Below are 22,509 nucleotides of genomic sequence, written 5' to 3'. Positions count from 1 at the left end.
GTCCCCTTTTAAAAAGGAGGGAAATTCTCATGGAGAACAAACTGCTCACCTTGTGGAGGTACTACCCATCCGGCAGCATCCGGGTGGAGGAAATCTCCGAAACCCTGCAGCTGAGTCATAAACAGACGACACGCTATTTGAAGAAATGGAATGAGGAAGGATGGATCTCTTTCACTCCAGGACGGGGCCGCGGAAATGTCTCATCGCTTAAATGGAAACGGGATGTTGAGGAGATTTTTGAAGAAAAGGTGGTAAAGTTCATAGAGGAGGAACCGGTCGAACGGAGCAGCAAGTATCTGATGTACGACTGGTCCACCGACAGCAAGATGAGGCTAATGAATAAATTTCAAACAAAACTCGGATTTGTACAGGCATCGGAAGACAAGCTGATCGTGCCGAAAAGATATCCCTTCTTTTCGATCCATCCGCTCGAGGCGGCTGACGTGCTCAGCGCACACCTGGCGGCGAATGTGTATAACCGGCTCGTGTCCATTACCGAAGAAGGAGACATCATCCCTGAAATCGCACACAGCTGGGATGCTTCCTCCACTAAACTGCGACTCTATTTAAAAAAGGATGTCCAGTTTCATGATGGATCCATTTTAACAGCCGGCGATGTGACCGCCTGTCTCGAAAGATTCAGGGCACACCCTAATTACAAAGAGCTATGGTCACCGGTCGAAATGATCTCGGCGGCGGCCCCTCTTATCGTGGATATCCATTACCCCGGGGGCTGCAGCTATATACTTCCGATGCTCACCATGATGTGCGGGAGCATTTATAAAGAAAATAAGGGACGCATCCTTGGGACCGGATGTTTTTCCTTGGAGGAAAATACGGATACCAAGACCACGCTCGCAGCATTCAAGGGCCATTTCCAGGAGAGGCCGCTCCTCGATGTAGTCGAGTTCGTCCAGGTCCCTCAGGATTTCAAAGGAATCTATCATTCTCCTTCTGAGGGACGCCATTCTTCTTCAGTAGAAGTAGAAAGCGATTCCGGGTTCGGTGCAGTGATCATGAATGTTTGCCCAGACCGGGTATCTCAGATTCAAAGAATAGAAGTTAGGGAATATCTCCATTGGATCATTGCGAAACACCGTGGCACCATCAGTGATTGTGATCCACGCTGGACACCGAACGGAATGAGTGTCCTTGGCAGTCATCATCATCAACTGCTCGTTTCAGAGCCTGTGCGTCCGCAGTTTGAAGAACCAATCATCATCCGTTGTGCAAACCATACCGCCAAGGCGACACAATGGCTGATCGATATTTTTGAAAACGAAGGGATCCCCTCAGATGTCCGATGGTTTTCCTTTGCCGACACCTTGACCAGGCAGCCTGATACCCTCGACGTAGACCTTTTCATTCACGGGGAAATCTTTGAATCAAACCAGGACTTCTCGTTTTATCACTTTTTGAAAAACGGGTTCTCTCCTTTATATCAGCTGTTTACTGAAGATGAAATGTGGAAAGGCAGGTTGGAAGAGTACCGCCGCACGCCATTTGAAGATTGGACGGCCTTGAACTCGAATCTTGAAAAAATGCTTATTAAGGAATCGATCATGATTCCCCTTTACTACGAGAAAAAATACATTCCTTTCTCGACCGATATTATGAATATCGAATTCAAGCATTTTGGCTATGTGGATTTTGCGAAGTTATGGGTACGGCCGGAAGTATAAAAGAGGCCCGTCCCGCGGTGTATTAACGCATTAACGCACCGTGGGACGGGCCTTTGAATTTGAACAGGTCACCGTACCTGTCCCCCCGATCCGCCTATAGTGGCAGCCGGATGAGGAATCGTGTTCCGTTTCCTTTTTCACTGAACACGTCGATGGTTCCTTCATGCATGAGTACGAGCTGTTTCACGATTGACAGGCCGAGACCGAATTCACCGTATGGGTTATTGGTCCGGGAGATGTCGGCTTTATAGAATCTCCGCCAGATGGATTTGATTTCTTCCGGATCCATGCCGATTCCAGTGTCGTGGATTTCGATCATTGTTTCTTGATCCGAAGACGAGCCGTTCAATGTGATCGTGCCGCCGTTTGTAAATTGGATGCTATTTTTCGTGATATTGATCAGGATCTGGATGAGCCGGTCGTAGTCGGCGTGCACCTTAGCATTGGGATCTGCGTGAATCCTAATTTCATTGCCTTTTTCTTCAGCCTGAAAATCGAGCTGATCTTTGATGACTTCGAACACATCGAGCAGCTGGACGGTTACTTTTGTGATCGTGATCTGGTTGGAGCGGATTTTTTCGTAGTCCAGGTTTTCGTTAACGAGCCTGATCAGCCGCATTGTTTCCTGGCTTACAAGGCCGAAGCTTTTTTCTTTTTGCTCTTCTGGGATCATGTCGTTCCTGATTCCCTCGATGACGCCGCGGATCGTGGTCAGCGGTGTCCTCAGTTCATGCGACACATCCGCCATGAACTGCCTTCTCCTGTTTTCAAGCGCATCGATTTCCTCTTTGGAGAGCTTCAATTTTGTGACCATTTCATTGAAGTCAGCGGCAAGATCGCCGATTTCATCGAAGCTGGAGCTCGGCACGTGGACATCGTAGTTGCCGGATGACACACGGGACGTCGCCTCCCTCATCCGCTGGATTCTTTTCACATGCAGCTTTGATAAAAGCAGGGAAATCAGCACTGAAATCGCCAATGCGAGCAGCACGATATATAAAAGATATTGATTGATTTCAGTCAGCATTTCCCTCGTGCCGCTGATCGGGGAAATCAGGATGAGTCCGCCCACCAGCTGGTCGTTAATGACCCGGGGCATGATCACAAGCGATACCGCTTGATTGAAGCGGCCGAAATCTTTTTTCAACGGGACGGTTTCACCGCGTTCGATCTTATTCCATTCTTCTTTGGAGAGCTCGATCTGCGGGTACACCCCGCCTCTTGAATAAGATACCTCCCCTTTTCGGTTGAAGGTGATCAAATCAATATCCCGCGCCTGAAGCAGATTGCTGTATTCCTCCAGGTAAAGCGGCCTTCTCGGACTCGGCCGTTCAAGGTCCGATAAAATTTTATCCCCATACGAACTTAGTTCTTCCACCTTATTTTCATAAACAAGATTTTCGACATAATGGGAAAACAGGGTGCCGAGGATAAGGAAAGCGATGATAAGGACGGTTGTATGGCTGAGAAGCAGCTGATACAGGTACCTGAATTTAACCTTCATCACCGGCCGCCGTCTCATCGAATTTATAGCCTACGCCCCAGACCGTATGCAGATACGGTTTTTCCTTGCTCCCGATCTTGTTGCGGAGGCGCTTGATATGTACATCTACCGTCCGTTCATCACCGTAAAAATCATATCCCCACACCCGTTCGAGGAGTTGTTCCCTTGAGAATACCTGACGCGGATGGCGTGATAGATAATAAAGCAGTTCGAATTCCTTCGGCGTGAGGTTCGTAAGGGGTTCTCCATTTAGCAGAACCTCACGGGTTTCTTTACTGATCTTGAAATCTGACGTCGCCACATCCTGGGCACCACTGTTCTTCTCTCCCTGATAACGGCGGGCAACGGCCCGGATCCTCGCCATCAACGCAAGCGGGGAAAAGGGCTTGGTCACATAATCATCCGCACCCAGCTCGAGACCGAGCACCTGATCGGATTCGCTGTCCTTCGCCGTAAGCATGATCACCGGAACCTGTGAACCCTCCTCCCTGATTTTCCTGCAAATCGTGACGCCGTCCATCCCCGGCAGCATCCAGTCGAGGATGATGACATCCCAATCGCCTTCCTTATAACGCTTGTACCCTTCATTCCCATCGTGGACAAATTCCCCGCGGATGCCCTCTTTTATAAAAAACATCTCCAGCATCGACGTGACACTTTTATTGTCTTCGACTACCAGCACGTCCATCCTCATCTTCCTTTCCTGTCGGTCCAATCCAATTCCTTAAACCGGTCTCTCTTTTCCTCTTTATTTTAATTATAGTCGTTTTGCCCGATTCCTTCTATTGAAACGAACAAAAACCCCGCGGTCTGGCGGGGATTTCGTTAATGTCTTTCTTATAATGTTTCGCTGGTTGAGTCTGCAGCCGGTTCTTTCACTTGAGCTTCAGATGGTGCCGAGCCACCCTCATGCAAGCCCATCCCATGTCCAGGACCGTGGTGACCTTTGCCGCCCATTCTGAAGAACGATTCCTCTTTCTTATTGAACGGGAAAAAATCCAACTTCTCAGCTTCATCCACATAATCTGTCATGATTTCATCCATCAGCTCCCGGGTCGATTTACCATCGGCAGAGATTCCTAGTTCTTTCGCTGCTTTTAAAACAGATGCTTCGAAGACTTCCTTCCTCAATTCATGTTCGTCTTTTCCTTGTGTTTCAATACCAAGATCCTTGGCCTGCTTTACGAGAGCTGCTTCTCTCACATCTATGGCTATTTCCTTCAATTCCTTGCCATCGATCGAAATTCCCAGCTCTTTTGCTTCTTTTTTAAGAAGAGCTTCCCTTACTTCCCGAGCGAGGTCTGCCTGCTCTTTTCCTTCAGTTGAAATCCCGAGCTCTTTCGCCTTTTCAGAGAGCTCGGCTCCACGGATTTCTTCCATCACTGTACGGTGATCTTTCCCTTCCGTGTCGATTCCAAGTTCTTTTGCTCTTTTGTCATATTCTGCATTCATGATTTCCTTCGCCAATTCCCTGGAATCCTTGTCCGTACTTTCGATTCCCAGATCTTCTGCCTTTTCTTTCAATTGATCTTCATCGAGGCGGAACTTACCGCCATGTCCTCTGTCGCTACGCCCGAACTCCAGATCCGTCTGTTTGTCCGCCACAGTCGAATCGTTCGTAGTTCCGGTGTCTTCCTCAGCAGCGAAGGCTGGAATCGCCCCCATTATCCCGACAGTCAGCGCACCTGTCAATACATGCGTTAATGGTTTTTTCTTTTTCATTTTCTTTCCTCCTATTATGCTGCTCCGGCGCAGGATCTGCTTAAATGCTGAACGAGGTCAGAATCCTGTCCCGTGCATCCTCATTATCTCCAGAAGATATGACCGATTTATGAATAAACCATTGCCGGCAGATTAACTTTTTAAGCGGTTGTCGATATCGTACTTCTCTTTCTTTTCCTCAAGCCATGTACCGTACTCCGTCTGCATTGCCTGATCCAAAAGCGTATCCTTAATTTCCTCTTTATGATCGTCAATTACCGCTTCCTTCGCTTCTTTCTTGTCCGTTACTTTAATGATATGGTATCCGAATTCCGTTTTGACAGGTTCACTGATTTCACCTTTTTTCATCGCAAATGCCTTGTCCTCGAACTCCTCCACCATTTCTCCTTTAGCAAAAAATCCTAGCTTCCCGCCCGATTCGGCATTGGACGTATCAGTGGAATATTCCTTCGCAAGTTCTGCAAAATCGCCGCCTTCATCAAGCTTTTTCTTCACTTCCTGTGCGGTCTTCTCATCCTCCACTAGAATATGACTCGCTTCCACCTGCTCAGCCTGCGCGAACGAATCCTTATTCTCTTCGAAGTATTCTTTAATCTGGTCAGCTGTGATGGAAACCCTGTCCTTCAGTAATTTTTCCGTCATCAGGTACGTCTCGATATTTTTCTTAAGCCCGTCAACACTGGCCCCGCTGGATGCCAGCGCTTCATCGAAAGCCTCATCGCCCCCGTATGATTCTTTGATTGACTGAAGCTCATTCTCTATCTCACTGTCTTTGATCGTAATATTTTTCTTCTCACCCTCAAGCTCCACGATCTTCTCGGCGATCAGCGTATCAAGAGCAGCCTCTCCATACTGATCCACTAGCGTCGAGTACAGTTCATCCTTACTGATCGACTCCTTCCCTACCTTCGCCACCACTTCTTCCTTTGAAAATCCAAACGCAGCAAGCAGTGCGCCTGTGATAACAACAAATCCTAAAATACTCCATAATGTGATCGATTTCTTTTTAGTCAATGATCCGCTCTCCTTTTTGTTGGTATTGGATTGGGTTTCAGCATGTACCAGGTACACGCCGGGTTTTTGGTGCCTGGCTCAAATCATCCGTTTTGTGCCAGGCACAATCACCATAATCTGTGCCTGGCACCACACTCCAAACCCTCCATTAATTCACCATTGCATTACTCGTCAACGTCAGACTGATTGTCTCCTCTTCTGATCCGCGGAAAACGGTCAGCTCGATTTTATCGCCTACCTTCAAGTCAGAGTAGAGCTGTCTTCTTAAATCGGCCGCATTCTCAACCGGCTTTCCGTTCAGCTCTGTAATGACATCGCCTTCTTTGATCCCGGCTTCGGCTGCAGCTGATGTGTTATCAATGCTTGCCACGACCACACCGGATTCCACTTTATCAGGCAGTCCGCGAAGATAGCTGCGAGGTACTTCGGCAAGGTTGGTCATCCCGATTCCGATATACGGACGTTCCACTTTCCCTGTTTCGATGATTTCATTCACGATCGGCATGAAGTCTTTACTCGGAATTGCAAAGCCAAGTCCTTCCACTCCTGAGTTGGAAATTTTCAGGCTGTTGATTCCAATGAGCTCGCCTTTTGAATTCAAGAGCGCTCCGCCGCTGTTCCCTGGATTGATCGCGGCATCTGTCTGGATGACATTTAATTCAGTTTCCCCCGCGGATGTATCGACTGAAATCGTCCGGTCGACCGCACTGACGATCCCCTGGGTCACGGTCCTTGATAAATCCAGGCCGAGTGGGTTCCCGATTGCGATCACCTGCTCGCCGGCACGCAGCGCACTGGAATCACCGACTTCCAAGAGGTTGTCCGCGTATTTGTCGTCAACTTTCAGCACGGCCAGGTCTGTCAGCGGATCAGCACCGATTAATTCGGCTTCCGTTTTCTCACCGTCATAAAGCGATACTTCAATTTTTGAAGCACCTTCAATGACGTGATTGTTCGTAATGATATAAGCATTGTTACCTTCTTTCTTGAAAAGGACTCCTGAGCCTGTCCCTGCGGCAGCATCTTGTGCGGCACCATTAAAGCGGCTGCCCTGCTGTTGATAATTCACAACGCCTACAATCGATTGGGATGCGTCCTCTACGATACTCGCTACGTCCCCGCCTGTTCCTGCAGAAACTTGTGTCGGAGTGATGTCTGAATTTGAGGAGGATCCTGTTTGCGCTGAACTCACTGCTGATTGTTCAACTTTAGGCTGTGCGAGGTCTTCATAATAATCGGTATGCGGCAGGACTGCCAGAGTCAGCATCGATCCGATGATCCCCGCACTCACCGTAGACAGGAAGCCCTTACCTTTTAAAGGTTTCTTCTGTTGGGCACTTCTTTGCTTTTCCTCGTTGATCACCTCTTTTGGTTTATCTTCTATATGTGTCATTTCTTCATTCTGATTGTTATGTTCAAACATCTTTACTTCCTCCTTAGAATTTTTCTCTGCTGATCGTTGCTGTTGATTTCATCTTAAAAGGAAAATATTACGAAATTATTAACAATCTATGTACAGGATGGGAAGTTTTCAGGGATAAAAGAAGAGGTTGAGTCAAAACTAAAGAGCTACTATACAAAGACAAACAATATCAATATAGGTTCTTTTTTCCGCTAATGATTTCCCTGCAAGACTTCGCTTTCTGCGGGTAGTCCGTAAGCCTCCTCGGCAAGCCTGCGGGAAGAAAAGCGGAAGGGCTTTGTTTAGAGGCTGGTGGCATAAGGCGAATCGGTCATGAAGGCGTTCTTTGCCTTCTTGGCCGATTTGACTTATGACATGTGCCTCTAAGCCCTGGAGCTGGACAGGTCTCACATAAGCTACTCTTCCCGCAGGAGTCTTCGACTTGCACTCCAATCAATCGCTAGAAAGGGCTAAACTCTAAATGCACTTCGGCAAATTAAAAACCCGAACTAATTTGCCCTATCTTTTGCAAATTAGTTCGGGTTTCACTTAATCTAAACACTTTTGTCCCAGCCTCTTTGAGCCACGGGGACAGGTACCGCGGCCCGCTTCAATGGCGGGTCAGTGTACCTGTCCCAAGCCTATCATAAAGTGTTTGAGGCGGAACGGGACAAGGTGTTTGTCACCTTGTCCCTCCGTCTGCTTGACCAGACAAGCGCTCCGATTCCGGCCAGGAGAAGGAGAATTCCCAGCCATGAGAGCAGACTTAGGTGTTCTCCAACTATGAATACACCAAGTAATGCGGCTGTCATCGGTTCTGCCAGCGCTAGTGTGACGGCGGTGGAGGAGCTTACCTGGAGGAGCCCCCGGGCAAACAGAAGATAAGCAATCCCGGTCGACATGATTCCCAGTTGAAGACTCACTCCTGCTCCTCTCAGGCTCGCCACCCAGGACATGTCATAGATGAATAGAATCGGGGATAAACAGACTGCGCTGAGTGTGAACACGACGGCGACCACTGACAGTGCCGAGTGGTTCTCAACTAATTCTCTGCTTACCAGGGTATAGACGGCGAACGTCAGACCCGCTCCCAGTGCGAGGAGTACTCCAAGAGGATCAGCAGATGCAGATCCGTTATTCAGAAACAGCAGCAGACAGCCCGATATTGATAGAAAGGTAGAAAACCACCAAATGAGTAAAGGCCGCTTTTTTAAAACCAGCCATTCGATCATCCCCGAAAGGATTGGTGCGCTCCCAATCGCGACTACTGTTCCGATCGCCACCCCTGTCAGCGTGACCGCCGAGAAAAAGAGAGGCTGATAGAATGCCATGCTCAGGGCAGCCGCAACGGTTTGTTTTACAGGCCAATACCTAAGGTTCACTTTACCCTTTGCCAATACGATACATAATAAAAATACACCGCCGACAGCCAAGCGCGCCGCACCGATCGCAATCGGATGGGCCGATTCCGGGGCAAATGCCTGCGCCGTCCCCGTGGTTCCCCAAAGGATGCCTGCGAGTAAAATGAATATTGGACCTTTCATGTGATCACCTCAATAAAAAAAGAATATCTAAACTCAGAATAGATAATTTCAATTGAAATTTCTTCACCAAGTTTGATATCCTTTTAACCATTTTAAAGATGTCTGAATGCTTGCGGGGAGATCCCTTTTCGCCTTGAAAACCACCTGGTAAACGAGGAAGAATTCTCAAACCCCACTTCCTCGCTGATCCGCGACATCGTCCATCCAGTTGAGAGCAACAGATGCTCAGCTTCGTTCAAGCGGAGTTCAGAAATATAGGCTTTCGGGTTTCTCCCGGTCTTTTTCTTGAACCAGGCCGAATAATAGGCCGGATGATAATGCTCCAATTCCGCCAGTGTCTCCAACCTGATCGGCTCCCTGAAATGATTGTGGATATATTCAATGGAAGGAGAATAACTATGCTGAAGCTTGCTTGTCACATATCGGGTCAAGCTCATCAATGATGCTCGGTTCTCCGTATTACTCGTTTCTTCCAACAGTAAATAGCGAATCGACGACCACTGTTCATCCAGTGTCATATACATGCTGTCCGTTTCACCCGGCAGATAATGCACCGGGATATCCAGAATCAAGAACTCATTCCGGTCGACCGAACGGTACTGATGATCAAACCACGGAGGCAGATAAAAACAGTGATCAGGCGTAAGCTTCAGCTCCTGCCGCTTTGTCTGGATATCCAGCGACCCTACAAGCGGAAAAAGAAACTGCCCAAATCCGTGCTTATGTGAATGAAACTTCTTATTATACGTTCTCTTTTCACATAACAGCTGATCTACTAATTCCATAATCCTCTGCCTCCTTCCTGATTTTGAGCCGCGGGGACAGGTACCGCGGCTCACTTTAGGAGCTCTCCCCTGACCCGCTGATCCTCCGATGTTTTATCTCTGCAAAAATGTTATCGGCTGCTGCGTATCCAGTTGTCCCTGTATGCCACTTTCGTATTTTATAGTTACCTCCCTTAGTTTCGTCACCATATGGAAGCATTCATCCCTATTTTTATGAAAAGAAGAAATAAATTCCTTTAAAGAACAAGACAATATCACCAAGTGCCCCTATACAGAAAAATACAAAGTAATAGCTTGCTTTCGTAATTTCTTTTGAGAACAGTTCCTTGATTGCCTGGATGAATAATTCATCAAATTTGAATCAGCCTAGGATCCATCCGATAAGCAAAAAACTGACAATCGCCATTACTGATTCCCCTGATTTATCTATGTTAGTATTATCACGAAGTCCTCTAAGGTGTCAGTTTTAAGGAACTCTACTAATTTTATCATAAAAATCGGCCCTTGCCGCCGGCGTGTGCCGGGATTAGGACCATTGTATAATTTCCCCTATCCGCCCTCACGAAATGAAAATCAATACCTGGTAGTCAAGTGTTACATTCATTTGTACTGGTGTTACATTACTGGGTATGAGTTGTGAGATGGGGACTTGAACCTCAAGGGTCACTCCGGAACCCTTGCCATGATTGCAACATTCACCAGCTGCACGGTTTGGTATTCGCCTGATCATTCCGCTACCAACTGACCCTACTTCTCTATTAAATCCGTCATCCAATTGAGCTCCTGAATCTTTATATCTATCAATCGATATTTTTTTGATAATTCATCGACAAGCTTTTGTGTTTCCTTGACGTCTATGATAGTCACGTTCTTTATTTCCGTCCTTGAATAGCGGTCGTGCCGCACGTTTGCGTGCTCCAGGAGATCGCTGTAGATCTTTCTTTCCTGACCCAATAGATCCCTCGCCGTCAACGCATCTGCAAGTGTCTGCCCTTTATCAAAGGCAGTGAGGAGATTCGATTTATTGATTCCTTGAATCAATGCTTTCAAATTCCGTAAAAGATCCGTCAACTCTTTTTGCAGTTCCCTCGGCTCCTCATTCGGCAGATCCCCCTCCTGAACGATGGCATTTTGAATCAAACGCTTCCTTACCTGCTCCACCCGCTTCTGATAATCAGCGCGTAGAATTAGTGCTTCAGCCAGCTTCATCTGTCATCACCCCTATAATAAATCCATTGGCAAGTTGATCTGCCCCGGTATAACCCACGGGACAGTGTAGGTGCCCCGGCATAAGCCAATTCAGCATGAAGTTTCATAAAATAATTCTTAATTTTTATAGATTACCTGTAAAAAAAGTTAGTGAAATAGTTATTTACTGTTAAATATATGGTTCTGTTAGACTGTTACCAGTGCCGGGCCGTACTCATCGGTCACTTTCGATCCAATTTTTCAAATTTCCAATCCCTTTTTACTATTTACGAACCAAATCCGCCGTTTACATTCCAAATATCAAATTTACGAACCACTTTTTTCAAAATACATGCAACTTGTCGAAAAATCTCATCTGAACACATCATAGCTTCCGCATCCAATCAGTACACCGGCTTTACCCTTCTGAAACAATCAATCCCCTCAACTGTTTGGTGATTTCCGGTGGTACGTGATAAACTGTTTCATCCCCGATATACACGAAGGTGCTCGCATCTCCTTCATCACCAAGCCATAAATGGATACCGTGTGTCGGCAGCTGCCCCTCTTCGGATTCGTACTGCACCATGACGTCATAATCAGGTTCCGTCAGATCCACTTTCCCTGGTTGCTTGCGAGCAGTCGTGATGGCTGTTTTGAATATGGAAAGGGAGTCCTTGTCCGTGAATGACATCAGGACTTCCTCATTCATCCCTCCCAGCCCTTTCGACTCCGATATGTCTACTGCGGAGATTTTCTCATCCAGCAAGACCATCTTTTCTGATCGGTCTTGCTGACAAGCTGCGAGAAACATGGCAGCTGCAACAATCGATACAACTATTACTGATTTTTTCACGTCGATCGCCTTCCTCTTTTGCATTAATGCCTATAGTTGTAATACTTTACTGAGTCAACTTACCTGTCCCCCTGACCCACACTTCCTTGAATTGCGCCAGTGTTTGGTGACGGCTGGTCCGATCATCGCTGACTGCTTTGGCGGCTGTATTGTAGAGTTCTCCGCTCAGTCTCCATTTGTCGCGGGATCGGTCTGTTTCGCCGCCGAACAGGGCGAAAGCTGTGGCTCCCATGAGGTAGACATTGGTGATTTCGTCTATTTGCGCTCCAAGCTCGAATTCCTCCGGGGACATGAATCGTGACGAGCCCCACATCCTCCCCATTTCATTCATATAGGGACACTTTGTGTAGAGGTCAATATCGCATATGAAGGTCTTTTCTTTTTTAAAATCAAACAGGATACTGCCGTCATAAAAATCGATGGCCACGTAGCCCTTCTTAATAACGTGTATGTGAAAATCGATAATATCACTGAACACACCGAGCCTGGTTTTATCAGGCATCCTCATGAACTTCTCCCTGGAAAGGGGATACATTCTTCCCATGCATTCACCGTCTGTCCATTCAAAAATGGCTGCAAACCCTCCGCCGGCTTCCTCCGACCGGATCAGCCGGACCAGATAAGGGTGAGCGAGGTCCTCATAAACGTGAACGGCAGCTTTCAGCTCAGCGATGGCATCCTCAGGTTTACCCTGGTACCTGGCTGTCGGGGCACCGGCAAATTTTATAAAATACCTGTCGTCCCCATTCTTCACCCCAAAGCAGATATTGCCGGAATCCTGATCGTCATACACTTTGAAGACTTCCCCGTACTGCTTTATGAATGAAAAGTCGAAGGGAGATTTTAATTTGTATGGAATTTGATTTATGTACTGAACGTAGAAGTCTTCCAAATACCAGGTCGGCACAGGATTGTTCATACCGTCGAACCATTCCATGACTTCATTTGCCTGCTCCTTCATGACCTCGACCTCTTTTTCTCCAAAAACGATCGCCCAAGAGATTGACGACAGCATATTGCTGCTTATGTAAAAAGTCATGAGCTTGAAGAACTCCTCGGGCGGTCTGCCGCCAAAGTATCCGTTGACCTGTCCGGTGGCAAAATGCGGACTCGCAGAAGCACTCCACACGATCCGATTGAACTCTTCCCACGGATCACCAAAGTCATGACGGTTGAAATCGATGATAGACAGTTCCTTTTCTTCAGAAATGACCATATTTCCAACGTGATAGTCTCCGTGATGAAACGATTGCGGACGACCGACGAGGAGATGCCTGTTCGCTTCTATATATGCAATAATTTGGTCACCGCCGTCAATTTTAATCGGGCATTCATTATACTGTTTGATTTTGCTGTCCACTTTGCGGTTAAACTTCATTTCCCAACTCTCTTCATCCGCCGGTGCAGGGATCGAGTGAATCTGACGGAGATACCGCCCTGATTTCAGCCCCAGCTCATACTGTTCTGTATCGGTCAGCTTTGGCAAAACCTCTGCGGCATCTTCACCGTCGCACCAAGAAAAGAGCGTGTAGACACTATCCCCTTCGTCGCATAAGCCAAACTCAAGCGGGTTAGACATCGATATCCCCATTTCCGCCAGCTGCTTCATCGCTTCAAACTCACTTTTCTTCATTTCATATTGGGGGCGGTCCGCCGTCCTTAGAAGCAGCCTCTCACCCGTGACCGTCTCCACATAATACTTCTTATCACTCGACCAGCCCTTATTGACAGGTTCAATCACCTTAAACCTGCGATCAGTCTTAACATCCAGCATCACAACACCTCCAAGCGGGTCAGGGGGGGGAGGTCCCCATGCCCCATTCTCTATTCAACTTTTATTGGTTGACTAATTTCCGGTTAATACTTCAATTAAGGCTGCAGTATCCTTTTCATTTAGTCGGCTGTATTCTATATCGCCTCTGATCATTTCGGCTTTTTCCGAAGATGCACTTATCCAAAGCTCATGCAGGACGGGTTTCGCTTCAATGTCAGCATTCTCAAATTGAAAGGTGAACCGATAATCAGCCGGTCTTCCCATATTGACAAGCGTCTCTTCCCATTTCGCATCACGAACGATCTTTTTGACTTGTTGAACTTGATCTGTTTCCGTTATATTTTCGAGCTCCCTGTATTCCCCTCCATCCAGATCAGCGTATTCTTGTATTTCTATAACCTGCTTTTCATTGGATTCGTCACTCGAACAACCTGGAACTAGAAAAGATAAAGAGACAACCAAAAAGAAAAAAACCTTGTTCATTTCTTCCTCCTTCTTAAAGAATTGGGCCATGGGGACAGGTACCTTGCCCCCGTCTAGACGGAGTTAAATCACCTTACTTCAAAGCACACTATCCAGGGCACTTTACAATATTAATATTCCATAAGTTTCATAAACCTAATTTTACCAGCAGATACCTCATAATGATATAGGGATAAATCTGAATTTTTTCATAAAAAGAACCCAGTCCTGATCGACCGGGCAGGGGTAAGCCATTCAGTTAGAGAATCGGGTCACACAGGTCCACGATATCTTCATTCTCCGACCATTTAGAATAGATTTCCAGGGTCCATTTATCAGGGGTCCTCTTATGGCCATTCTCATCGATCCATAGATGCAGATGATCATATACTCGGTAAATTTCTGAAGCACGGCCAGTGAAATTCAGTACGGCATATTTCTGGGCAGGGACTGTCAGCGTGACCATGCCTTCGGGGATGTCTTCGAAATCATGGACCTCGAAACAGGACCAGTACCCGTCATCATCCTCTGACGTCTCCGAAGCTTTGAAAGCCCCGATCAGTTTAACCGGTTCGACCAGGTGTTTAATTTCATTTTTACGTTTAGCAAGCTCCATTGAAGCTTTCGGTATCTCTTCCTGGAAATCTGCTATATCACCGCCGACTCCCCTGAATCCTACTAATTTCTTCTCCTCCATTGTCTTTACTCCATCCAGACTTAACGATTTTACATTTTCCATCTCTTCGTTCTCCTTTCAATAATGTGATTAGGTATAAACCGGCAAATATACTTCTACCTCTTCGTCACCGTTTCCCACCGGGTGATATGTCTCCACAATATAAGCTTCAGGATTCCGCCTGAATCCCTGCTCCGCCGCCCACTTTACCAAACCGTTATGCAGGCTGCCGATTTGGTTTATGCTCCCCCTCGCAGTCACGTACTCCTCGTTCAGTTCGATTACATCCATCCCATCTGGTACATCATTTGGCGCTTCGTCGACAATCAGCCCCACATAATACTGTCCAGTCAGATGTTGTTCATCCTTTTTTGATTCAAAGACTGCAATTTCAGTACCGACCAGGTGTTTATAGTCCGCTGCCTTCGCTATAAATTGCTGGGCTGCTTTTGGAACCTCCGTGTCAAAGTCAGCAAATGCTCCATTATTCTTCATGCCGACCAATCTGAATTGTTGTTTGATTTTTTTATATTTCAATTTGCATCTCTCCTTATACTTGTTTAGTTCTTCTTTTAAACATCTATCTCCTTTAATTTGGAATATTTAAACAAAAAAGATCTTATCCTCCTTTGGATAAGCTCTATAAAACTCACATTCATTTATTAAGCACTAAATAATGACTCGACCCCGGATAAAGATCTCCCTTCGAAAATCCAACCGCCCGGTAAAACCGATCACCCTGTTCTGTGTCTGTATGAATCACCACTATTTCATAGTATCTTTTTGCCTCTTCTATGATTCTATTCACCAGCAGGCTTCCTATACCGTTTCTCCTGACCTCTTTGCTGACATAAAACCTTCTCAATCTGCCGATATTGTTATCTTTGGAAAATGGATCTATATTCAAACCGCCGATCGCAACAAGGATTCCTTCTTCGTTGAACACGCCAATGAGAACTTCTCCTTCACGGTTAAACGTATTGCTTCCATTTTTATAATCATTGACTAATCTTTCTACGAACCGAAACCCATCTTCTTTGCTTTGCTCTATCAAACTATGTAAATCAAAATCAAGCAGGCTGGCGATTGGCTTCAACTCATAGTTCCCAATTTCGCTCATTCATCTCTATCCTCTCAAGAATCCGTTATTATTTAACTTCCTCCACAATCGATTCTCCTTCACTCTGGTCACGATCGAGCCATTTCCAGTTTTCATGGAGCCTGATCCTGCCATCATGCAGAATTTCAGGAGTGGAAGTGCACTGGCCTCCGCGGATTTCATTATGGACGTTTACATGGTTGTATCGGAAGGTTAAGGAACCATCTTCTTTCACAATCCCAATCAGCGTACCTTTCTTTATTTCTCCCCCGCTATAGGCCGCAGAAAGGATATTACCGTCCTGCTTGTATTCAAAAGTTGTTTTTGACGAAACTTCACCGTTAGCCGTATTTTCTGTTGATACAAATGACCGTCCATCATAATTGATCATGTCTATCGCTCCTTTTTTAATTAACTTCGATTCCTGAGTCCTTACCTCTTTACCTGATAACGGAGCCAAACCGAACCATTCCCGACACGCTGCAGATCTTTCAACTTCAGTGTTGCCGCACCGTCCAGTCCTTTTAAATTCTCAGAATCAAACAGTGACGGGGTGGAATTACCCCCTACCTCTAAAGGTGCCATCACCAAACTGATTTCATCAACGAGCCCCTGCCTCAGAAATGCTCCATTCATCATACCGCCTCCGCTCAGTCCCAGTCTCCTGAAGCCCAATTCATATAATTTGTGAAGGGCCAAAGTCAGATCAATGTACTCTCCTCTGCCTGCCGTGATGTATTGGATTCCTTTCTCGTTCAACTGCTGAATGTATGAATCTGACACGTCTTCTTTCGTCACGACCAATAATCCCTCTGTTTGGTACCAGTCAATGCGCCCTTTCCCATCAAATACAATGTACGCCTTGGATTTTTGAGGTTCATAGATTGGCTGATCGAGTTCCACCCAATCTTTTCCCCAGACAATCAGACTTTCACTGCCTGACACCAACCCGTCACACTCCAGCTGATCATACAGCCGGTGAGTGATTTCATTCGCCCCGCCGTCGATTCCTGCAGCTGTCCATTCCATGACATTATTCCCCGGAGCTGTTGTCAGCTTTCCGTCAATTGAGGAGAACACATTTACGATTACTTCCGGTCTATTCAACATAAGTCCCTCCTTTTTTTCAATGCTATCGGATACAAAAAATTTTTTGTCAGTATTTTTTTGCTGGCTTCAAAGAATCAAGCACTCACATACACACCAGGGTATTAAGAGCGCTTCACTGGGAGATTTGATAATATATTTCTTTTTTTGATAATAAACGGATGGTTTTTGATAATATATCTAGATTTTTGATAATAACTTGGCCGCTTTTGATAATATACATTTCCAAGAGCCAATAATACCCCTCATATCAACCGAAATCCTATATATACAGAAGCTATTCGGACCGATATTTTAGAATAGTTGCTTATAAAAGCTGGTATCATATCCGCTTAAGAGCAATTTAACTTATCTTCAGTACCAGTATTTATGTTTTTAACTAAAACTTTCATTTATAACGCAGCAAACACTTAATAAGCAAATCCGGCCGATCCTTATGTACTTCATGATCGCTACCTTCCGCAATCACAAGCTGCCCCATGTTATTCAATTGTGATAACCCGATCTGCAGCTCTCTCCATACTTTTTCGTGGAGAGTTGCTTCTTCTTCCGGTATTCCGTATTCAATGAAAGGGAGGGCAGACAGCCTCTCGTCCCTGGCTATCACGGTTAAGGGCAATTCAGGAAATGGACCGGAATCTTTAATCAACTCACTGTCCTTATGCCAATGTTGAAATTCTTCAGCAATGGTCCTAAAGAAAACTGGCCTGGTAAAAAAGTCAACGAACTGTCCAATTAGTTCTTCAGGTATATTGCGGCGCGCTTCTTGGATAGCATCGTGAAAATCATTTTCTAATTGTTCTCTGGTTCTCTCTGAAGATAACATGTTACTTTCTATCATTTTTTCCATGCTGATGTGAGAATACATAACGGGCAAATTTAAATCATACAGTTTCTGAAAATTAAAAGAGGTGGAATCAATTAATATTACAGCTTTTAATTTTTGAGGGTGCATTTTTGCATACTGCTGCGCGCAAAGGCCACCAAATGAATGCCCGGCCAACACAAACTTTTCATTAATTTCTAGATGGTTTACTAAGCTGTCCAACTCCATCGCAATATTTTTCACATCTCTAGGCTTCGAGGAAACCTTACTTTTCCCATAACCAGCCCTATGGTACACCACAACGGTAAAGTCATTCTTCAGCTCCTGAATAAAGGACCACCAATTATAAATAGAACTGCCTATTCCTATTTCGAAAACAAGGATGGTTGGTCCTTTTCCCAGAATGATATATTCTAGATCAGAACTATCCTGTGAATAGATCATCCGCTCCCTCCTTTCCACTTACATCCATCAAATCACCGCCTATCCAAGCCGCCGCTTCCCTCAAATCCTCCGGAATGAAATCCGGTTCGATTCCTGCCCAGCTCTCCCGGTATTTGGTAAGTGAACTTTCACCCCAGCCTGTTTTCACGAGCACTTTTGTGGCTCCTGCAACGTGTGCCGCTGCCATATCCGAACTTCCGGTATCTCCTACAACGAAGCAATCCTCAAGTCTTAGATTGTACTTTTCTTTTGCTCTAAGTAATAATCCGATTCCAGGCTTCTGACACTTACAGCCAACTTCAGGGTGATGGGGACAATAAAAGATATCATCGATGAAAGCAGACTGACCCTTCAATTCGTCTTTCATCAACTCGAATCCTTTTATTAATTCCTCCTCTGTAAAATAACCTCTGCCCACCCTCGTTTGATTGGTGAACAAAAATACTTTGATTCCCAATTCATTAAGTGACCTTATAGCACAAAATGCAAATTCATACAGCTCAAACTCAAATGGATGAACCCCGCCGCCGGTCCCTCCTATGCTACCGTCACGGTCTAGAAATACGGCTTTCATACATTGACCTCCACCAGCTATCATTTTTTCGCCAAAACTGTAAATAACCCTGGGATTCTGTCCTCAATCCCTATAGGTGAATCGTGAGGAAATGCCCACCTGATCCCAGCTTCTTCTTCCAGAGTTTCCAGGGTCAACCCGGCACGAATAACGGCTGTCACGACCTCCCCTAGTGTCCATCTGCGAATCGTATTCTTCTTGAGTTTCACACGTTCACCCTCGGAAAGCAGTAAACTGTATGCCACTTCAACTTCTTTAAGGCCGTCATTAAAATAGTTCCCGTCTGCAGCCACTTGCTTGTTTTCCACACTGATTAACTTAGATACGATGGGGTGAAAGTCCCTTAAAACAAATCTTCCCCCCGGTTTTAAAAGTGTATAAACCAATTCAAAAAGAGGGTACAAATCCGTGAAATAATGCAATACACCAACTTCCAAAAGGACAAAATCATAATCAGGCAGCTGTTCCTCATCCGGAATATTTAATACATCCGAAACTAAATAGTGAATATGTACACCTGCTGCATCAGCGAGTTCGGCGGCATATTGTTTATTTCCTTCAGAGATATCTACTATAGTTACGTCCGCACCCAATAACGCAAGTGACACAGCTTTATTCCCCTTCGAACCGAGCAGGTTGACTATCTTTTTCCCATTTACATCCCCCATATAGTGAAGATAATGAGAGACTGTTTTTTTAGGTTCAGCCTTTAATACTCATATTCCTTCGGGGTTCCATGCCGGTTGACCCAGGCTTGGTATTCAGACTGATTCCATCCGATTTGATTTATTTTACTGATACTCTGTTGATTCATTGACTTCCCCCCTTTTTAAAAACTCTTAGCGACTAACTATTTATCTTCAGGAATTGTTTGTTTTTCACAAAGTAATCCCAACCGGACACCAGGGTAATGATCATTGCAGCCCATAAGGAAAGGATATCAAAGGGTACATTAATATAAGTGAACGGTATATTATGCAGAAGCAAGGCAGAAATAGATATGATTTGAATTCTTGTTTTCCATTTTGCCAGGTTGCTTGCTGCAATCACTTTACCTTCTCTAACTGCAATTAAGCGTAAACCAGTTACAGCGGATTCACGGCATATGATAATAAATGCCATCCAGCTGGGCACGTTCCCTAACTGCACCAGTGCCCCAAGGCTGCCGTTATCAATAACTTATCTGCTAAAGGATCGAGAAACTTCCCCAAGTCGGTAATTAAGTTATATTTTCTTGCATAATACCCATCCAAACCATCTGTAACAGAAGCATGGATAAATAATAGGGCGGCGATAAAATGAGAAACGTATATTCCCCCACCTCCTATAAAAAATGTTCCCAAAGGTAACGGGACTAATAAAAAGAGCAGAAAAACGGGGATGAACGCTATTCTTACAACCGTTATTTTATTTGGTAAGTTCATAATTCGTACCTCATATTGCTTTTTACTCCTTCAAATACCCCATAACCCCATGGATATATGTATCCAAACCCTTACTCGTATCCACCACCAAATACCGATGGCCATCTGGCTTTTTGCTGTTTTCAAGAGTCTTCTTGAATCCCTCAAAAGATTTTACCTCTTTTATCTGACTAATCTTTCTTTCTCTGTTACTCAGTCGCTGGTTGATTACATTAAAATCATCGAGATAACATTCAACATACTTATATGAAGCACGGTACTTCCTTGCCAGGTCCGTTCCTTTTTTAATTATCTCTTCGTACAGACAAGGACTGTCAAAAATAACGCTTCGACCCTGGGACAATATTGATTCGATGATAGACCAGTCGATATGATATGAAATGCTCCCGGAGGTCTTTCCGTCCATCCCCTCACCCTCTGGCGTCTCCAGCAATGCAGTCTTTGTTACATCGTGATCAATTACGATTGCTCCTGTACTGTTGGCGATTTCTAGTGCCAGGGTAGACTTGCCAGAGCCAGGGAAACCTGACATTTGGAGAAAAAACATGGGTATTCCTCGATTCTGACTTTATTTAAACTAATTTTATTCATCACAAATAGTTCATTTAATTCTAATTATTCCAAAAATAACCTTATCCTACAATGTTTTTGTAAAAATAAAAATCCCGATTCTAACTTTATCGAGCTTTCTTCCATTAAAATGACGCTTACTATCTTGAAACACCCTCATTCAACCTGCTTAACTCCTCTTCAATCTTCCCGACATCAATCCTCTCAAAAAGCGGCTTTATGTCTTTAAGAGTCTTTACCCCTGGCTCGAATTCCGACCACCTAAACTCACCCAGTCCCAGCATGTCTTTCACTTTCTCGCTCGAAAAAGGGAGAAAAGGCTGCAGGAGCGCGGCAAGGTTAGAAATAATGTACATGCAATTGGTCATCGTATCGTCGCACGAAGGCTTATCCTCATGAATCTGTATCCATGGTTTTTGCTGATCGAAATATTTGTTGGCATAGCGAATAAACTCAAACACGGTTTCCAGAGAATTTTTTAATTGTGCATCTTCAATTAAAGCTCCCACCTCTTTGTAGAGCTGACGAATCTTCATTTTAATTTCTCTATCAATTTGTCCTTTAGGTACGATACCGTCATACGATTTCTGGATGAACTTCAATGTACGATTGACAAAATTTCCGTAGGCACCGAGCAGTTCGCTGTTGTGACTGTAGATAAACTCACGCCATGAAAAGTCGGTATCCCGGTTTTCAGGTGCATTGATGGTTAAGAAATAGCGGATGGAATCCGGGTCATATCTCTTTAAAATGTCAGGGACCCAGACAGCCCAATTTTGACTGGTCGACAGCTTCCGTTTTTCCAAAGTCAGATATTCATTTGAGATAATATGTGTGGGCAGGTCAGGATTGTTGAGCCCCATTAAGATCGACGGCCAAATGACAGTATGGAACGGGATGTTATCCTTCCCGTGAATATAATAGGAGATGGTTTCCTCATTCAACCAGTCTTCTATTTTTTCATTTGCATGTTTTGCCCATTCCATACTTGCCGTTAAATACCCCGATACCGCTTCGATCCACACATATATTTTCTTGTTTTCAAAACCGGCAATGGGAACCTGGACTCCGTTTGGCAGGTCACGTGTCACCGCCCGGTCCGGCACCCCTTCTTTTAAATATCTGTTGGTTAAAGAGACGGCATTTTCCCGCCACCTATTCTTTTTTTGTGCTGACTCCAAAAATCCTTGTAACCTTTTCTGGAATCTGCTGAACGCAAAATAATAATGCTCTGTCTCTTTTATGGAAGGCTGATTTCCACAGATTTTGCAGCGCTTGCCGATTAATTCAAGTGGATCGAGGATGGCAGAACAAAAATCGCACTGATCACCTCTTGCTTTTGCCCCACAGTTTGGGCAGGTCCCTTCGACAAAGCGATCGGGTAAAAATTGTTGATCGGTTTCGCAGTATGCCTGCTCGATCGTCTTCTTATAAAGGTAACCATTTTCCAGGAGCTTCAGGAAAATCTCCTGCACAGACTTGTGATGATGGTATGCATCTGTGCGGGTATAAAGGTCATAGGTAAAGCCCAGTTTCGTAAAGCACTCTTCGAATTCCTGATGATAACGGTCAGCAATCTCCTCGGTGGTGGTATGCTCCTGATTTGCCCTTATTGAAATCGGTGTTCCGTTACAGTCGCTGCCGGACACATAAAGGACCCGTTCTCCTTTTTGTCTGTAGTATCTGGCCAGAATATCTCCTGGCAATAAGGCAGCGATATGTCCCAAATGCAGTGAACCATTCGCATAAGGCCATGCCCCTCCAATAAATATCGTCATCTTTCTTCCTCCTTTAAAAATAAAAAACCCCGCCCCAAGACAAACATAGTTGCCTAAGGACGAGGGTTATCTCGTGTT

At 45.2% G+C, this 22,509-nt stretch carries 21 protein-coding genes, 2 pseudogenes and 1 other annotated feature (1 of these 24 running past the window's edge); of the genes and pseudogenes, 1 reads left to right on the top strand and 22 read right to left on the bottom strand.

Annotation, left to right across the window (positions count from 1 at the left end):
* Window positions 1-29 precede the first annotated feature (29 nt).
* Window positions 30-1,682 carry an ABC transporter substrate-binding protein gene (locus ACKA06_RS14850; protein WP_411160010.1) on the top strand — a complete coding sequence of 551 codons (1,653 nt, stop codon included), beginning with the start codon at window positions 30-32 and terminating at the stop codon, window positions 1,680-1,682.
* 94 nt (window positions 1,683-1,776) lie between these two features.
* Here ACKA06_RS14850 and ACKA06_RS14845 read toward each other — a convergent pair whose 3' ends face one another.
* From ACKA06_RS14845 to metG, 22 genes and pseudogenes are all read right to left on the bottom strand, one after another.
* Window positions 1,777-3,186, bottom strand: a complete 1,410-nt coding sequence (locus tag ACKA06_RS14845; RefSeq protein WP_411160049.1) for a sensor histidine kinase — start codon at window positions 3,184-3,186, stop codon at window positions 1,777-1,779.
* Window positions 3,176-3,874: a response regulator transcription factor gene (locus tag ACKA06_RS14840; RefSeq protein ID WP_064563275.1), complete on the bottom strand. Its 699-nt coding sequence runs from the start codon at window positions 3,872-3,874 to the stop codon at window positions 3,176-3,178. The genes ACKA06_RS14845 and ACKA06_RS14840 overlap by 11 nt, the downstream gene beginning before the upstream one ends.
* Window positions 3,875-4,023: 149 nt before the next feature.
* Window positions 4,024-4,908 (bottom strand): hypothetical protein, encoded by an 885-nt coding sequence (locus ACKA06_RS14835; RefSeq protein WP_411160009.1) that lies wholly within the window; start codon window positions 4,906-4,908, stop codon window positions 4,024-4,026.
* A 132-nt stretch (window positions 4,909-5,040) separates the two neighbouring features.
* Complete coding sequence (locus ACKA06_RS14830; protein WP_411160008.1) at window positions 5,041-5,922, bottom strand: foldase protein PrsA; 882 nt, start codon at window positions 5,920-5,922, stop codon at window positions 5,041-5,043.
* Between the two features lie 148 nt (window positions 5,923-6,070).
* On the bottom strand, window positions 6,071-7,345 hold the full coding sequence (locus ACKA06_RS14825) for a S1C family serine protease (protein WP_411160007.1): 1,275 nt from the start codon (window positions 7,343-7,345) through the stop codon (window positions 6,071-6,073).
* 623 nt (window positions 7,346-7,968) lie between these two features.
* Window positions 7,969-8,868: a DMT family transporter gene (locus ACKA06_RS14820; RefSeq protein WP_214871588.1), complete on the bottom strand. Its 900-nt coding sequence runs from the start codon at window positions 8,866-8,868 to the stop codon at window positions 7,969-7,971.
* A gap of 92 nt (window positions 8,869-8,960) precedes the next feature.
* Entirely contained in the window at window positions 8,961-9,653 is a 693-nt protein-coding gene (locus ACKA06_RS14815; RefSeq protein WP_032088282.1) for a helix-turn-helix transcriptional regulator, read from the bottom strand.
* 747 nt (window positions 9,654-10,400) lie between these two features.
* Window positions 10,401-10,862, bottom strand: a complete 462-nt coding sequence (locus ACKA06_RS14810; protein ID WP_214871589.1) for a DIP1984 family protein — start codon at window positions 10,860-10,862, stop codon at window positions 10,401-10,403.
* A 397-nt stretch (window positions 10,863-11,259) separates the two neighbouring features.
* A complete protein-coding gene (locus ACKA06_RS14805) occupies window positions 11,260-11,697 on the bottom strand; it encodes a hypothetical protein (protein WP_411160006.1) in 438 nt (145 codons plus the stop codon).
* A 46-nt stretch (window positions 11,698-11,743) separates the two neighbouring features.
* A complete protein-coding gene (locus ACKA06_RS14800) occupies window positions 11,744-13,471 on the bottom strand; it encodes an aminoglycoside phosphotransferase family protein (RefSeq protein ID WP_411160005.1) in 1,728 nt (575 codons plus the stop codon).
* Window positions 13,472-13,543: 72 nt separating this feature from the next.
* Window positions 13,544-13,954, bottom strand: a complete 411-nt coding sequence (locus ACKA06_RS14795) for a hypothetical protein (protein ID WP_411160004.1) — start codon at window positions 13,952-13,954, stop codon at window positions 13,544-13,546.
* A 238-nt stretch (window positions 13,955-14,192) separates the two neighbouring features.
* Window positions 14,193-14,672, bottom strand: a complete 480-nt coding sequence (locus tag ACKA06_RS14790) for a GyrI-like domain-containing protein (RefSeq protein ID WP_411160003.1) — start codon at window positions 14,670-14,672, stop codon at window positions 14,193-14,195.
* A 27-nt stretch (window positions 14,673-14,699) separates the two neighbouring features.
* Window positions 14,700-15,146, bottom strand: coding sequence for a GyrI-like domain-containing protein (locus ACKA06_RS14785; protein WP_411160002.1), 447 nt, complete (start codon window positions 15,144-15,146; stop codon window positions 14,700-14,702).
* A gap of 118 nt (window positions 15,147-15,264) precedes the next feature.
* Window positions 15,265-15,729 (bottom strand): GNAT family N-acetyltransferase, encoded by a 465-nt coding sequence (locus ACKA06_RS14780; RefSeq protein WP_411160001.1) that lies wholly within the window; start codon window positions 15,727-15,729, stop codon window positions 15,265-15,267.
* 28 nt (window positions 15,730-15,757) lie between these two features.
* Window positions 15,758-16,099, bottom strand: a complete 342-nt coding sequence (locus ACKA06_RS14775; RefSeq protein WP_411160000.1) for a n-acetylglutamate synthase — start codon at window positions 16,097-16,099, stop codon at window positions 15,758-15,760.
* A gap of 41 nt (window positions 16,100-16,140) precedes the next feature.
* Entirely contained in the window at window positions 16,141-16,818 is a 678-nt protein-coding gene (locus tag ACKA06_RS14770; protein ID WP_411159999.1) for a RibD family protein, read from the bottom strand.
* Between the two features lie 385 nt (window positions 16,819-17,203).
* Complete coding sequence (locus ACKA06_RS14765) at window positions 17,204-18,085, bottom strand: alpha/beta hydrolase (RefSeq protein WP_411159998.1); 882 nt, start codon at window positions 18,083-18,085, stop codon at window positions 17,204-17,206.
* Window positions 18,066-18,659 (bottom strand): D-glycero-alpha-D-manno-heptose-1,7-bisphosphate 7-phosphatase, encoded by a 594-nt coding sequence (locus tag ACKA06_RS14760; protein WP_214871597.1) that lies wholly within the window; start codon window positions 18,657-18,659, stop codon window positions 18,066-18,068. The genes ACKA06_RS14765 and ACKA06_RS14760 overlap by 20 nt, the downstream gene beginning before the upstream one ends.
* Window positions 18,660-18,679: 20 nt before the next feature.
* Window positions 18,680-19,473: pseudogene (locus ACKA06_RS14755) on the bottom strand (class I SAM-dependent methyltransferase).
* Between the two features lie 32 nt (window positions 19,474-19,505).
* Window positions 19,506-20,083, bottom strand: a pseudogene (gene pgsA, locus ACKA06_RS14750) (CDP-diacylglycerol--glycerol-3-phosphate 3-phosphatidyltransferase).
* 22 nt (window positions 20,084-20,105) lie between these two features.
* Window positions 20,106-20,630: an AAA family ATPase gene (locus ACKA06_RS14745; protein ID WP_411159997.1), complete on the bottom strand. Its 525-nt coding sequence runs from the start codon at window positions 20,628-20,630 to the stop codon at window positions 20,106-20,108.
* A gap of 163 nt (window positions 20,631-20,793) precedes the next feature.
* Window positions 20,794-22,431 (bottom strand): methionine--tRNA ligase, encoded by a 1,638-nt coding sequence (gene metG, locus ACKA06_RS14740; RefSeq protein WP_411159996.1) that lies wholly within the window; start codon window positions 22,429-22,431, stop codon window positions 20,794-20,796.
* Window positions 22,432-22,483: 52 nt separating this feature from the next.
* Window positions 22,484-22,509, bottom strand: a binding site (T-box leader); it runs 237 nt beyond the window's last position.

The organism is Rossellomorea oryzaecorticis, assembly GCF_045897515.1.
GTDB lineage: Bacteria > Bacillota > Bacilli > Bacillales > Bacillaceae_B > Rossellomorea > Rossellomorea enclensis.
This window is presented reverse-complemented; position numbering and strand designations above follow the sequence as displayed.

Coding starts and splice junctions, on each gene's coding strand:
- ACKA06_RS14745 (WP_411159997.1), bottom strand. CDS start 20,630: ATGTTTTTTCTCCAAATGTCAGGTTTCCCTGGCTCTGGCAAGTCTACC.
- ACKA06_RS14850 (WP_411160010.1), top strand. CDS start 30: ATGGAGAACAAACTGCTCACCTTGTGGAGGTACTACCCATCCGGCAGC.
- ACKA06_RS14810 (WP_214871589.1), bottom strand. CDS start 10,862: ATGAAGCTGGCTGAAGCACTAATTCTACGCGCTGATTATCAGAAGCGG.
- ACKA06_RS14760 (WP_214871597.1), bottom strand. CDS start 18,659: ATGAAAGCCGTATTTCTAGACCGTGACGGTAGCATAGGAGGGACCGGC.
- ACKA06_RS14845 (WP_411160049.1), bottom strand. CDS start 3,186: ATGAAGGTTAAATTCAGGTACCTGTATCAGCTGCTTCTCAGCCATACA.
- ACKA06_RS14770 (WP_411159999.1), bottom strand. CDS start 16,818: ATGTTGAATAGACCGGAAGTAATCGTAAATGTGTTCTCCTCAATTGAC.
- ACKA06_RS14780 (WP_411160001.1), bottom strand. CDS start 15,729: ATGAGCGAAATTGGGAACTATGAGTTGAAGCCAATCGCCAGCCTGCTT.
- ACKA06_RS14820 (WP_214871588.1), bottom strand. CDS start 8,868: ATGAAAGGTCCAATATTCATTTTACTCGCAGGCATCCTTTGGGGAACC.
- ACKA06_RS14800 (WP_411160005.1), bottom strand. CDS start 13,471: ATGCTGGATGTTAAGACTGATCGCAGGTTTAAGGTGATTGAACCTGTC.
- ACKA06_RS14835 (WP_411160009.1), bottom strand. CDS start 4,908: ATGAAAAAGAAAAAACCATTAACGCATGTATTGACAGGTGCGCTGACT.
- ACKA06_RS14790 (WP_411160003.1), bottom strand. CDS start 14,672: ATGGAAAATGTAAAATCGTTAAGTCTGGATGGAGTAAAGACAATGGAG.
- ACKA06_RS14815 (WP_032088282.1), bottom strand. CDS start 9,653: ATGGAATTAGTAGATCAGCTGTTATGTGAAAAGAGAACGTATAATAAG.
- ACKA06_RS14765 (WP_411159998.1), bottom strand. CDS start 18,085: ATGATCTATTCACAGGATAGTTCTGATCTAGAATATATCATTCTGGGA.
- ACKA06_RS14825 (WP_411160007.1), bottom strand. CDS start 7,345: ATGTTTGAACATAACAATCAGAATGAAGAAATGACACATATAGAAGAT.
- ACKA06_RS14840 (WP_064563275.1), bottom strand. CDS start 3,874: ATGGACGTGCTGGTAGTCGAAGACAATAAAAGTGTCACGTCGATGCTG.
- metG (WP_411159996.1), bottom strand. CDS start 22,431: ATGACGATATTTATTGGAGGGGCATGGCCTTATGCGAATGGTTCACTG.
- ACKA06_RS14775 (WP_411160000.1), bottom strand. CDS start 16,099: ATGATCAATTATGATGGACGGTCATTTGTATCAACAGAAAATACGGCT.
- ACKA06_RS14795 (WP_411160004.1), bottom strand. CDS start 13,954: ATGAACAAGGTTTTTTTCTTTTTGGTTGTCTCTTTATCTTTTCTAGTT.